Below are 12,706 nucleotides of genomic sequence, written 5' to 3'. Positions count from 1 at the left end.
CCTGTTCCCGGCGTTTGACCTAAAGGTATCTTACGTGACCTTCCCAGCGGGGCAACTCATTTGCTCTAAGTTGGCCCCACAATTATTGCGATCGTATCGAAGGTGGAAGTCGCTCTTGATCGGAGGTTCTAGTGGACGTCCTCCGCCGCACCCCAAGCCTCTATAAGCTTCTCCACAGTGAAACCTGGGCTACGGGCAGCCTTCAGGACAGGAGCTTCCTTTCTCGTCACAAGGTCAATAGCGCGGGGAAGCTCCAGGGCGATGTAGGGATCGATAATGACTGCGCCGTGGCGGTCTGCATGGAGCAGATCATCGGGCCTGACTTTCAGTCCGAAGATCTCCACTGGACAATCGAACGCCTCGACGCGGACGAAGGCATGGCTCGGGCTGAGGGAGCCAGCCAGGATCTGAAATCCGGGGTCAACAGCTCCGAGATCACGCATCGAACCATTGGTGAGGACGCCTCGGGCCCCTAAACCGTTATGGATCGCCACGTTGACCTCACCCCAGAATGCTCCAAGCCCGGGCCGGGAGTCGATATCCTGTAGAACCACCACGACGGGACCGGCGTGAGCCGCGACATATCTGTAATAGGCGATCCGGCGTGCCCTCACCGCACCGGGCGATTCTTCGGCCGGTTGCAAGCTTCGGATCAGCCCTGTGCGGGCGTAGCCCACGATGGCAGGGAGGCTCGGATGGGCGGCAAGCACTGGCTCTGAAGCCCTCCGCCGTCCGATGGCCCAGGACGACCTCGATTGCGTTGCAGACCGTCGGTGTATCAACAGCCGCCAAGGCAGCGAACACTTCAGGAGACAGCACTTGTTCCATTTTTCAAGCTTTGCCGCTTCAAATGTCGCCGATGGTGGAAGCCGGATTGAGCGAGGTCGTCGGCTCCTGGAAGATTATCGCCATCCGATCGCCGCGCAGATCCGCCCGCTCGCGCTCGGTGAGCGTCAGCAGGTCCTGGCCGTCGAACATGGCAGAGCCCGCGACGATCCGCGCCGGCGGCGTCGGCAAGAGGCCCACTAGGGCGATCGACGTCACGCTCTTGCCGCAGCCGGATTCGCCGACGATGCACAGGGTCTTGCCCTTGCTCACGGAGAAGGACAGGTCCTCGACCACGTTGACGCCCTTGGGCGGGCCGTCGAAACGCACGGAAAGCCCCCAAACATCGAGCAGCGGCGGCTCAGACACCAAGGCAGCGCTGCTCGGTGTCTGGATCTGTGCAATCGATTGGCGTGCCGCTTCATGTGCCATGGCGGAACTGGTTCTTGGGTTCTGTTGACATTGTTGTTCCAGGAATTTCACCGTCGATGCAATCGGGCAGGTGGCTCGTCATGACCTTGACAAGTCCATCCCGGACCAGTTCCAGATGCTCGCGCATGGCCTGCTCCGCCGCATGGGCCTCACGTTGGGCGATGGCCGTAACAATCTGCCGATGCTGCTCAACCTGAGCCGAAAGCTTGTCTTTGGAGCGCGCTCGCTCGCGCAAAGCCTGCCAGTTCATGTCCTGGCGGATGCGGTCAATCAGATCGAAGATGGCCAGCAGCAGGGAATTGCCGGCAGCCTCCGCAATGGCCCGGTGCAAGGCGCTGTCCCAGAGTTCGTATGCGTCCGCGTCCGAACTCGAAGCCGTCCTCTGAACAAGATGGGAGAGACGCTCCACGTCACCATTCGAAGAATACAGTGCGGCCAGACGCGCAAGGATCGGCTCGATCTCCAGGCGCACGTTCATCACCTCAAGGGGATTGGTGCGGCTCGATAACTCTTCCAGCCCCATCTGTGGGTGCACCGGGCGGGGCCCCAGGAAAGTGCCCTTGCCCTGATGCCGCCAGATGCGGCCCTCGGTCTCCAGTACCTCCATCGCCCGCCGCAGGGCACGCCGGCCGATACCGATCTGCGCTGCTAAGGCCCGTTCCGCTGGAAGTCGAGTGCCGGGCTCAAGGAAGCCTTCTTCAAGAAGAACTCGTAAGCGCCCCAAGGCAAAGTTCGAACTGTCGGGTAAGGGGATAGGTGCTGACATGAGGAGTAGTCAATGTGAACCAATTGTCTTATTGGCACCCAGTTTCACAAACTTCGAACGCAGGTAGCCATGCATCAACAAGGCTAACGTAAACCGCAGCCTAACCAATCAGCAATTGGTTCAATGCTGGTTTGGAGCTTAACACGTGTCACTTTGTTGAGCACGGCATCGCCATCCAGACATGACAGTGGCCCGAATAGACTTCTACGCTATTCGGCCGCGGTTACCAACTCGCTCGTCTTAGTAACAATGCGACTGTTAGTGCCAGCATCTGGGTCAGCGAAGGTCGGGAAGTCGTCCGATGATGGGCTCTTCACCGGGGCGGAAAACCCGCTTGCGATCTGGAAAAGTGGGCATTTACACGCCCCATGATGTCTGACAATCTTTGCGCCTGCCTCGCTCTGCGTCGTGCCGCCCGCGTCGTTTTGAGACCTAAACTCTTGTTCATGCATCAGGATCTCCCATGCCCCGTCCTCTGCCGCACGCAGCCAGCCAGACACCCCTATGCTCCTGCTGATCGCATCGGTGGTTCTCCCAATCCTCATCACGGTCTGGATTGGGTTCGTGTGGACGCGCCTAGGATACAATCTGGAATCAAGAGATCTGACAGCACTCATTGCCGATGTAGCGACCCCCTGCCTTGTCATCAGCACATTCCAAACGTCGCGCCTGTCGTTCGAGGCTTTTACGGCCGTAGCAGCGGCAGCCACGACAGCCATCGCACTCTTTGCCGGCGTTGGAGCACTGCTCCTATGGATCACGGGGCTGCGCATGCAGACGTTTCTGCCGTCCATCGCCTTCCCCAATGCCGGAAACCTTGGCCTGCCACTCTCGCTTTATGCCTTCGGGACCGAGGGGCTGGGCTATGCCATTGCGTTCTTCTCGATCTCCTCGGTCGCCAACTACACGTTTGGGCAAGCCATCGCGGCCGGCAAGGCGAACTGGCGAGGATTGCTGCGTTTGCCTCTGCTCTATGCCGTCGCTGTCGGAATCTCACTCTCCTTCTGGGGGATCGACCTGCCAGCACCAGTCGCCAAGACCCTTGTGCTGATCGGCAACCTGACAGTTCCCCTGATGTTGTTGATGCTGGGAGCCTCCTTGAGTCGCTTGAAGGTGGACTCATTCGGTCGCGCGGCGGCGGTTACCGCATTTCGGATCGGGGGAGGGGCGCTGATCGGAACTCTGGTCGCAACGCTGTTCGATCTGGCTGGGAGCATGAAGGCCGTTCTGATCCTGCAATCAGCGAACCCCGTCGCAGTCTATAACTACCTATTCGCGCAGCGCTGGAACAACGAGCCTGAGGAGGTGGCCGGCGTGGTCGTGCTGTCGACAATGGTATCCATCGCGACGATCCCCCTGCTGTTGGCTTGGCTGAGTTCCCCAACCTAACCTCAGGTGTTTTCGCCGTAAGCGGCCAGAATCACTTCTTTTTTTCCGTAGATATGATCGCGCATGAGCGTTGCGAGACGGTCGCTGTCATGGGCTTTCAGAAGTTCGAGCATCTGCTCATGCTCAGTGACGGCCCTGCGCCATTGCTCAGGGGTCTTGTGAGCGGAGTAACGGGTCCGTTGAATGCGCCCCGACAGATTCGCGTAAATTCCTTGTAATGTCGCATTGCGGCTTGCCGTCATGATTGCCTCATGAATCTGGCGGTTGAGTGTAAAGTAGCTCGGATTATCCTTCCGCTTCCAAGCTGCGACCATCTGCTGATGTAACCCCTCAATCGCAGCGATCTCGTCATCCGTAATGCGTTTGCAGGCAAGGTCGGCAGCGATGGCCTCAAGCCCTGCCACAACCTCGATCATCTCGTCGATTTCCCGGTTCGTGATGCTGGCGACGCGTGCACCACGATTGGGCAAAAGCTCGAGAAGTCCCTCCGTCGCCAGGATCTTGATCGCTTCGCGCAGCGGCGTGCGTGAAATTCCAAAGCGCTCTGCGAGTTCGAGCTCATTGACTCGCGACTTCGGCTCGAGTTCGCCGGAGCGGATCAGGTCCCTTAAGCGTTCGGCCACTTCATCGTGAAGGTAGCGACGACTGATACTGAGGGTGGCTTCCATAGGGCACCGAACCGCATGGCTTGTGGGGACAGTATATCATGTTCATAGCGTGTCTTGGTGCTGAGATGCGAGCGCATTGTCGAGGACGCGGACGACGTGAACCGCTTGGCGACCGGCGCCATCGTAGATCTGATGGCGGCAGCTCGTACCGTCGGCAACCACAAGGTCATCGATTCCCGCTTTCCGAACCGCCGGTAGCAGTGACAGTTCTGCCATGGCGAAAGAGATGTCAATCGTTGCTGTGCCATAGCCGAACGCCCCTGCCATGCCACAGCAGCTGGACTCGATGGTCTGCACGTTGAGACCAGGAACCTTGCGCAGGATGGCCTCGGTCGTCCCCATGATTCCAAAAGCCTTCTGGTGACAATGGCCATGCAGGTGGGCGGTTCGCCCACCTTGGTCCTTCAACGGCAGCGAGGCCGTACCAGTCTCCAGGTCGGTCGCCAGCACCTCCTCCAGCAGGAAAGCGGCTTTCGCCAACGGCTCGATTTCCTCCTTGGGGAGGAGGGACGCAAATTCATCACGGAAGGTCAGGAGGCAGGACGGCTCGAGGCCGATCACCCGAGCGCCTCGGGCAACATAGGGCGCGAGCGTATCCAGGGTGCGCCTGGCTTCCTTGCGCGTATCGTCCACCAGTCCGGCGGAGAGATAGGTCCGGCCGCAGCAAAGGGGCCGGCTGCCCCTCGACGGCAGGACGTGATGCAGGCGATAGCCGGCAGCCGAAAGGACGCGTTCCGCAGCCTCCAGGTTCTCGCGCTCGAAATAGCGATTGAAGGTGTCACCGAAGAGAACGAGGTCACGGCCGTCGCCGACCACGTCATCTGGACTTGCCACTTTGCCCAACTGCTTCCAGGGGCGGCGCCACTTCGGTAGCGTGCGTCGTGCGCTGAAGCCGAGCCAGCGCTCCGTCGCCTTCCCAAGAAACGGTAGTGTATCGCGCAGATTGAGGAGTGGCGCGAGGAGGGCGGCGAAAGGCGTGTAGCGGGGGAGGTGAGCGATCAGCCGCTCCTTGAGCGGCAGGCTGTGACGCGCATGATAATGATGAAGAAACTCGATCTTCATCTTCGCCATATCGACGCCAGTGGGGCACTCGCGCTTACAGCCCTTGCAGGAAACGCACAGGTCGAGCGTCTCCTTCATCTCAGGAGAGGTAAACGCATCTAGTCCTAGCTGGCCTGAGATAGCCAAACGCAGGGAGTTGGCTCGGCCACGGGTGACGTGCTGCTCCTGGCGGGTGACACGGTAGGATGGGCACATTGTGCCACTTAGCGTCTTCCGGCAGGTGCCATTGTTGTTGCACATCTCAACGGCTTGGCCGAAGCTGCCCCATTCCGACCAATCGAGAGCTGGCGCAGCAGGCTCTACGGCAACATAACCAGGCGGGAAGCGCATCAGGCTGCGATCGTCCATGCGATAGGGCCGGACGATCTTTCCGGGATTGAGCTGGTTGTCCGGGTCAAAGCCATCCTTGACGGTCTCGAACGCGCGGACGAGCCGGGTTCCAAACATGCGCTCGTGAAACTCGGAGCGCGAAATCCCGTCACCGTGCTCGCCGGAATGGGAGCCTTTGAAACGCCGCACCAGATCGCAGGCCTCCTCGGCGATGGCGCGCATGGAGCCGATATCCGCGTCGTCCTTCATGTTGAGGATGGGGCGGACATGCAGGCAGCCGACAGAGGCATGGGCGTACCAGGTGCCGCGGGTGCCGCGGCGTTCGAACAGCTCCGTCACCGCATCCGTGTAATCGGCGAGATGCTCCAGCGGGACTGCACAATCCTCAATGAAGGACACAGGCTTTCCGTCTCCCTTCATGGACATCATGATGTTGAGGCAGGCTTCACGGACCTCCCACACCCGGCGCTGGCGAGGCGGTTCGATGACCCCGACAACGGCATCCGGGAAGCCATGGTCCGCCATGCACTGGTCCAGCCGCCTCAAGTCCATCTTAAGGGCATCCAGGTTGTCGCCTGCGAATTCGACGAGAAGCAGGCAGTTGGGTTGCCCCTTCGTGATATCGGCGAGCGTTCGCCGGAAGAGGGGAATGTCGGCTCCGAGGATTAGGATGTTGTTGTCCACGAGTTCGACGGCGGTCGGATCCAGCGCCACAAGGTGGCGGGTCGTCTCCATGGCGGCCTGGAACGAGGGGAAATGGCACACGCCCATGACACGATGCGTCGGGATCGTCGATAATTTCAAGGTCACGCCTGTCGTGACGGCGAGCGTGCCCTCGGAGCCGACAAGCAGGTGTGCCAAGTTCGGCTGTTCATGCAGCAGTGCATCGAGGTTGTATCCGCCGACCCGGCGCTGCACCTTAGGGAACATGCGCTCGATCTCGTCCCGCTCACGACGGGCGAGAGCAATCATCTCAGCCGACAGACGCGTTGCACGTTCGGAGCCGGCGAGGCCAGTAACACTGGCGGTGAACGCCTCTCCGTCAGTCAGGAGAGCCGAAACGGCAAGGACGTTATCGACCATCTTGCCGTAGCGCAGGGAACGTGCGCCACAAGAGTTGTTTCCGGTCATCCCGCCAATCGTGCAGCGGCTTGCTGTCGACGGTTCTACTGGAAAGAACAGGCCGTCAGCCTTGAGCCGTGCATTGAGGTGCTCCAGCACGATTCCAGGTTCGACCGTGACGGTCCCGGCCTCGGGATCATAGGCGGTGATCGCGTTGAAGATCCGGCTGCAGTCGAGAATGAGTCCGGCTCCGATCGGCTGTCCGTTTTGGGATGTCCCGGCCCCGCGGGCGATGACCGGAACCCCATGTTCACGGGCAATCTTGAGGGTCGCTTCGATATCTGATGGCCCCTTCGGGAATACCACGCCAACGGGCATGATCTGGTACACCGAGGCGTCTGTCGCATATCGTCCACGGGTGAAAGCGTCGAAGCTGACACCTCCCTCGAGCGCATTTGTGAGTTGCCGCTCCAGGCCCAGATTTCGCCCGCGGGGTGACGGATATGTGAAATTTCCCTGCATGGAATCCTCCAGCGCCATCGGGGCGCTCCGAATTTGCTAATGCCAAATGCGGAATCGACATTCCGTCTAAAGACGTCCGCCGGTGGGTGCTTCATTCCCGGAACGTCCTGCAAGCAGGGGCATTCACTCCATCACCCGACTATTGGAAGGCCACGGGTTATCTCGGGGCCTCTAGCCTGCGTCCGGCTGCAAGGACACGGCCTTGATTGCAGTAACGGCGCATGCCTCGTCGTTGTCGGACGCATCACCGGAGATGCCCACGGCGCCAAGGGTCTCTCCATCATCGCTTTTGATGAGGACACCGCCCGGTACCGGCACGAGCGAACCGCCTGCAATCGCATTGACGGCAGAAACAAAGTAGGGCTGCTCCTGAGCGCGGTTGAAGATCGCCCTCGACCCAAGGCCGAGGCCCAAGGCTCCGAACGCCTTTCCGTGGGCAACCTTCTCCCTCAGCAATGACGTGCCATCCTGAGAGGCGGAAGCCTTGACGCTGCCCCTGCTGTCTAGGACCACAACAGCCAGCGGCTTCAGCTTGCGCCTTTCAGCCTCTTCGAGAGCAGCAAGGATGATCTCCTGGGCGACCTTAAGCATCAGCATGGAACGAACTCCGACATGCGTTTATTCCCGTTCCTGTAATGACCGCGCGGAGGATGAGAGACGGTCGGCGCTTCGACCGTTCCCAAACCCTCAACCGGCGAATATGTTATTCGGCAGCCTGGGCCGCGGGTCCGGCATTGCCGCTCAAATAGCTCATGGCGGCGTCGACACCGCCGGAACGATGAGGGATGCCGCATAGGCGCAGGCCCATCTCGACGCCGGTGAGCACACCCGTAACCATCAGGTCGTGGAAATCGCCAAGATGTCCAATCCGGAAAACCCGGTCTGCAAGAGGACCAAGGCCATTGCCAAGGGACATGTTGAAGCGGGTTAAGATTTCTGCCCGCAGGTTATCGGCGGAGTGTCCCTCTGGAAGTCGAACGGCGGTGAGTGATGATGAGTACTCCGCCGGATTCTGGCATTGAATTTCAAGGCCCCAATGGCGCACGCAGCGCCGGGTTGCCTCGGCGGCACGATCATGGCGAGCGAAGACGTTCTCAAGACCTTCCTCGTGCAACATACGGATGGCCACGTGCAGTCCCTGCAGCAGGTTCGTCGACGGAGTGTACGGGAAGAAGCCCTTCTCGTTGATCGCAAGCATGTCTTCCCAGTCCCAGAACGAACGGGGTAGCTTTGCCTTCCTTGCGGTAGCGAGCGCCTTTTCGGAGATGGCGTTGAAGGATAGTCCCGGAGGAAGCATCAGGCCTTTCTGCGATCCACCGACGGTCACGTCTACGCCCCACTCGTCGTGGCGGTAATCAATGGATCCGAGAGACGAGATCGTGTCGACGAGGAGCAGGGCAGGGTGGCCGGCATTGTCGATAGCCCGGCGCACCGCGGCAATGTTGGAGGTCACTCCCGTCGAGGTCTCGTTGTGCACGACGGCAACAGCCTTGATGATGTGAGCCTTGTCCTCGGCCAGCCGCGCCTCGATCGCGTCGGCCCTGACGCCGGAGCGCCAGTCCCCCTTGATGAATTCCGCCTCGATTCCGAGGCGCTTGGCCATCTTGTTCCAGAGGGTCGAGAACCATCCCGTTTCGAACATCAGAACCTTGTCGCCGGGCGAGAGGGTATTGACGAGGGCGGCCTCCCAGGCGCCGGTGCCGGAGGCTGGATAGATGATCACCGGCTGCTTGGTCTTGAAGATCGTGCGGATGCTCGACAGCACCTCCCGGCCAAGCTGCCCGAATTCCGGTCCGCGATGATCGATGGTCGGCTTCGCGATGGCGGCGAGCACCGGCAATGGAGTGTTGGTGGGGCCTGGAATCTGAAGAAAGTGCCGACCAGCTTGATAGCTCATGGGATCCTCCACCAATATAGGGCTCGTCGGCCCGCTCATTCTGATTTTGATTTATGTATTATGAATGCAAAATGGACCGAGTCAATTCGCCAAGCACCAGACTGTCGACCTGCATATCTCCGAGAGAGGCGGCAGGACGGCACGTCCCGATCGCGGACACCCATTTGCGCCGCAAGGAGGGAGGCAATTCCTTCTATTCTGGCCGCGTTCCGCTCTCACAGATCAACCTTTGTTCCGGAGCGAGCCGGAATCCTCATTGCGCAACTGTCCGACCATGTTTGAGATTCCTCGCAGGACCTGCGATACGAGCGGCTCAGCGAACCCCCACCTGAGCGCCAGTCTGTAATATAGCGCCGAGCCCAGCTCGCTTCGGCGACTCGAAAACAAAGCGGTCCTCACGACGCTTGCTTTGAAAGAAAAGGCTTGTCACCCGCGCTTTTTTGAATTCATAATTCCTTCAACAATAAGAATAACGGCAAAGCCATTCAAAGAAGGTGGCGAGTGGGGAACGTGACGTTGCGTCCGCCACACCGGCGCACGCGCAAGGAGGAAAGTATGATCCTAAAGGGTATTGATGCGCCGCGTGCGCTCGGCATCTTCGCGTCTGCTGCCATGGCGCTGGCACTGGGGAATGCGCCGGCATTAGCGCAGTCTGAGTGGAAACCTACCAAGCCGGTGGAGTTTATCGGCGCGGCCGGTCCGGGCGGCGGAACAGACATCTTTGCACGTGCAGTGCAATTGGCGATCCAAAACAACCATCTGATCGACCAGCCGATCCTGGTTTCGAACAAGGGCGGGGGCAGCGGAGCCGAGACCTTTGTCTATGTGAAGGCGGCCGAGGGGGATGGCCACAAGCTCGCATTCGGAACGTCAAACTTGTACACGCTGCCCATGGTTGCCAAAGTGGCGTTCAAGCACACGGATTTCATGCCCGTGGCTGCGATGGTGTTCGACGAGTTCGTGCTGTGGACAAAGGGCGACGCCCCATACAAAGACTATAAGTCGTACACCGCGGCGGCCAAGGAAGCGAATGGCACCTTCAAGATGGCAGGGGCTCTGTCGAAGGATACGGACCAGACTCTCACCCGCTTGATCGAGAAGGATACAGGTGCGAAGTTCATCTATCTTCCGTTCAAAAGCGGCGGCGAGGCCTCGGTCCAGCTCACGGGTGGGCACGTACAGTCCCACGTTAACAATCCAAGCGAAAGCGTGGGCCACTGGAAGGCTGGTCAGCTGAAGGCGCTGTGCGTGTTCTCGAAAGAACGCATGGCCTCGGGACCGAAGGTCACCGAGACGCAGAGCTGGCACGATATCCCGACCTGCAAGGAGCAGGGGGCGGGCATCGAGTCGTATCAGATGCCCCGCACGGTTGCGCTTCCGCCGGGCGCACCACAGGCGGCTGTCGACTTCTGGGCGGACGTCCTGAAAAAGGTGACCGAAACGCCCGAGTGGAAGGATTATCTCACCAAGACGGCGCAGACGGGTCGTTACATTGCCGGCGCCGAGCTCAAGGCCTTCATCGACGAGGACGAGAAGCGCACCCGCAAGGTCTATGAAGAGGAAGGCTGGCTCGTGAACTGAACCGTCGGGTCCTCATGAAAGGCACGGGCAACGACCGTGCCTTTCATCCTTCAAACAGGAGGTAGGTTCGGTGATGAACGAACGAGCGCTCATATCGCGCACAAGCATGGAGGTGGCAACGGCGCTTGTCACCGGAATCGTTGGCGTAGCCGTCATGTGGGGCGCTGTCGAGCACGACATCGGATGGGGGGACTCCGGGCCTGCATCAGGCTACTTCCCGTTCCGTATAGGCGTACTCATCGTCTTGGCGAGTCTCACAAATCTCGTTTTTGCCCTCTGGCACCGTAGTGCCGACCATTCCACCTTCGTCACGAATGTGCAGATGCGGAGCGTTCTTGCGTTCGGACTGCCGATCTTGGGCTTCGTGGTTGTCTCCTCCTTTCTTGGTCTTTATGTCGGGACGATACTTTACCTTTCACTCGTCATGATCTTTCAGGGAGGCTACCGGCCCGTTTATGCCATCGGCCTCGCGCTCGCTGTTGCGGTCGCGATGCGGCTCATATTTCCGATCTGGTTCAAGGTGCCCCTGCTGACGGGCCCGCTCGAAGCTCTGCTCGGGCTTTATTGAGGTGTTTTATGGCCAATATCGAGTCGCTTTTCCATGGCTTTGCGGTTGCGCTGACGTTCCAGCACGTGTTCTTGATGATGATTGGCGTGCTGCTCGGTATCCTGGTTGGTGTGTTGCCGGGGCTGGGGGCTCCAAATGGAGTGACGCTCCTGCTGCCGCTGACGTATACGATGGATCCGGTTGGAGCCATCATTCTTCTCACCAGCATGTACTGGGGGGCCTTGTTCGGCGGCTCCACCACGTCGATTCTGTTCAATATTCCAGGCGAGCCGTCCTCCGTCGCCACGACCTTTGACGGGCATCCCATGGCCAAGCAGGGCCAGGCCGTTCAAGCGCTCTCCTTTGCTTTCTTGTCGGCTGGGTTCGGCGCAATGATGGGGGTCATCGTCACGACGCTTCTGTCGGGCTGGGTGACGAGCTTCGCGCTCCAGTTTTCATCGCCTGAGTTCTTCGCCGTCTATTTCCTGGCCTTTGCAAGCTTTGTCGGCCTGTCGGCCGCGCAGCCTTCGAAGACAATCGTTTCTATTCTCTTGGGCTTCGCCTTCGCAACGGTCGGAATGGATACGATTTCCGGCAGCCTGAGGCTGACCTTCGGGTTCGACGAGCTGCTGCGCGGCATCAGCTTCCTTATCGTCGTGATCGGCCTCTTTGGGATTGGCGAACTTCTGCTCACGATGGAGGAGGGTCTCAAATTCGACGGAGTAAAGGCAAAGGTAAGCCTTGCTGGCGTCTTGGAGACGCTCGTCCGGATGCCTCGGTACTGGGTCGCGCTGCTGCGGGGAAGCCTTGTCGGCGTCTGGATGGGGATCACACCGGGCGGACCCACTGCGGCATCTTTCATGAGCTATGGTCTGGCCAAACGGTTCTCGCGTCGGCGTGACCAGTTTGGAAGCGGCGAACCGGAGGGCGTCATCGCACCAGAAACCGCCGACCATGGTGCTGGCACGGCCGCCATGCTGCCGATGCTGGCGCTGGGCATTCCGGGCTCCGCTACCGCTGCCGTGATGATGGGCGGATTGATGATTTGGGGACTCAACCCGGGGCCGATGCTCTTCGTCGAGAGGCCCGACTTCGTCTGGGGCCTGATCGCCTCGATGTATATTGGCAACGTCGTGGCTGTGATCCTCGTCCTCGCGACGGTGCCTCTCTTCGCGTCCATCCTGCGCATACCATTCGCAATCATCGGTCCGCTGATTGTGGTGATTTGCTTCATCGGTGCATGGACGGTCGCCTCATCGAAGCCCGATCTGTGGATTGCTTTCATCTTCGGTATCGTCGGCTACGTGTTCAAGAAGCTCGACTACCCAATTGCGCCGCTCGTGCTCGCTCTCGTGCTCGGCGACAAGGCTGAGGATGCCTTCCGCCAGTCCATGCTGATGTCGCAGGGCAGCTTGAGTATATTCTTCTCGAACCCGCTCGTGAGCACGATCACCATCCTGGCGACGCTCCTCCTGACCTGGCCGCTTTTGGCCAGACTGATCAGACGCGCGAACATGCTGCGCCTTGGTCAAGTTAAGACAGTGAACTGAATGGAAAAGGGCGATGCCGCTGCGGGTGATAGCTCGCAGCGGCATCGCTGCCTATCCTACAGAGCGGATATATTC

General features: G+C 59.8%; 11 protein-coding genes. 4 read left to right on the top strand and 7 right to left on the bottom strand.

The window, feature by feature from the left end; all coding sequences use genetic code 11:
- Window positions 1-128: 128 nt before the first annotated feature.
- The 3 genes from DDF70_RS20670 to DDF70_RS20660 form a co-directional block, all read right to left on the bottom strand.
- Window positions 129-710 (bottom strand): RraA family protein, encoded by a 582-nt coding sequence (locus tag DDF70_RS20670; protein ID WP_245435583.1) that lies wholly within the window; start codon window positions 708-710, stop codon window positions 129-131.
- A gap of 136 nt (window positions 711-846) precedes the next feature.
- Window positions 847-1,257, bottom strand: a complete 411-nt coding sequence (locus DDF70_RS20665; RefSeq protein WP_245435582.1) for an ATP-binding cassette domain-containing protein — start codon at window positions 1,255-1,257, stop codon at window positions 847-849.
- On the bottom strand, window positions 1,247-2,023 hold the full coding sequence (locus DDF70_RS20660; RefSeq protein ID WP_114946726.1) for a FadR/GntR family transcriptional regulator: 777 nt from the start codon (window positions 2,021-2,023) through the stop codon (window positions 1,247-1,249). The genes DDF70_RS20665 and DDF70_RS20660 overlap by 11 nt, the downstream gene beginning before the upstream one ends.
- 504 nt (window positions 2,024-2,527) lie before the next feature.
- Between DDF70_RS20660 and DDF70_RS20650 the strand changes: the two genes are divergently transcribed.
- Window positions 2,528-3,412, top strand: coding sequence for an AEC family transporter (locus DDF70_RS20650; RefSeq protein ID WP_114946724.1), 885 nt, complete (start codon window positions 2,528-2,530; stop codon window positions 3,410-3,412).
- Window positions 3,413-3,414: 2 nt separating this feature from the next.
- Here the strand turns inward: DDF70_RS20650 and DDF70_RS20645 are convergent, their stop codons facing one another.
- The 4 genes from DDF70_RS20645 to DDF70_RS20630 form a co-directional block, all read right to left on the bottom strand.
- A complete protein-coding gene (locus DDF70_RS20645; RefSeq protein WP_114946723.1) occupies window positions 3,415-4,080 on the bottom strand; it encodes a GntR family transcriptional regulator in 666 nt (221 codons plus the stop codon).
- A 42-nt stretch (window positions 4,081-4,122) separates the two neighbouring features.
- Window positions 4,123-7,056, bottom strand: coding sequence for an FAD-binding and (Fe-S)-binding domain-containing protein (locus DDF70_RS20640; protein WP_245435581.1), 2,934 nt, complete (start codon window positions 7,054-7,056; stop codon window positions 4,123-4,125).
- Between the two features lie 171 nt (window positions 7,057-7,227).
- Window positions 7,228-7,653, bottom strand: a complete 426-nt coding sequence (locus tag DDF70_RS20635) for a GlcG/HbpS family heme-binding protein (RefSeq protein ID WP_114946721.1) — start codon at window positions 7,651-7,653, stop codon at window positions 7,228-7,230.
- Window positions 7,654-7,759: 106 nt separating this feature from the next.
- On the bottom strand, window positions 7,760-8,953 hold the full coding sequence (locus DDF70_RS20630; protein WP_114946720.1) for a pyridoxal-phosphate-dependent aminotransferase family protein: 1,194 nt from the start codon (window positions 8,951-8,953) through the stop codon (window positions 7,760-7,762).
- A gap of 555 nt (window positions 8,954-9,508) precedes the next feature.
- Between DDF70_RS20630 and DDF70_RS20625 the strand changes: the two genes are divergently transcribed.
- The 3 genes from DDF70_RS20625 (at window position 9,509) to DDF70_RS20615 (ending at window position 12,631) form a co-directional block, all read left to right on the top strand.
- Window positions 9,509-10,534, top strand: coding sequence for a Bug family tripartite tricarboxylate transporter substrate binding protein (locus DDF70_RS20625; RefSeq protein WP_114946719.1), 1,026 nt, complete (start codon window positions 9,509-9,511; stop codon window positions 10,532-10,534).
- Between the two features lie 73 nt (window positions 10,535-10,607).
- Entirely contained in the window at window positions 10,608-11,102 is a 495-nt protein-coding gene (locus tag DDF70_RS20620) for a tripartite tricarboxylate transporter TctB family protein (RefSeq protein WP_114946718.1), read from the top strand.
- A gap of 8 nt (window positions 11,103-11,110) precedes the next feature.
- Window positions 11,111-12,631, top strand: coding sequence for a tripartite tricarboxylate transporter permease (locus DDF70_RS20615; protein WP_114946717.1), 1,521 nt, complete (start codon window positions 11,111-11,113; stop codon window positions 12,629-12,631).
- Window positions 12,632-12,706 lie beyond the last annotated feature (75 nt).

The organism is Microvirga calopogonii (genome assembly GCF_003347665.1).
Taxonomy (GTDB): Bacteria; Pseudomonadota; Alphaproteobacteria; order Rhizobiales; family Beijerinckiaceae; genus Microvirga; species Microvirga calopogonii.
Note: the sequence above shows the minus strand (reverse complement) of the source record. Positions and strands in the feature narration are given on the sequence as shown.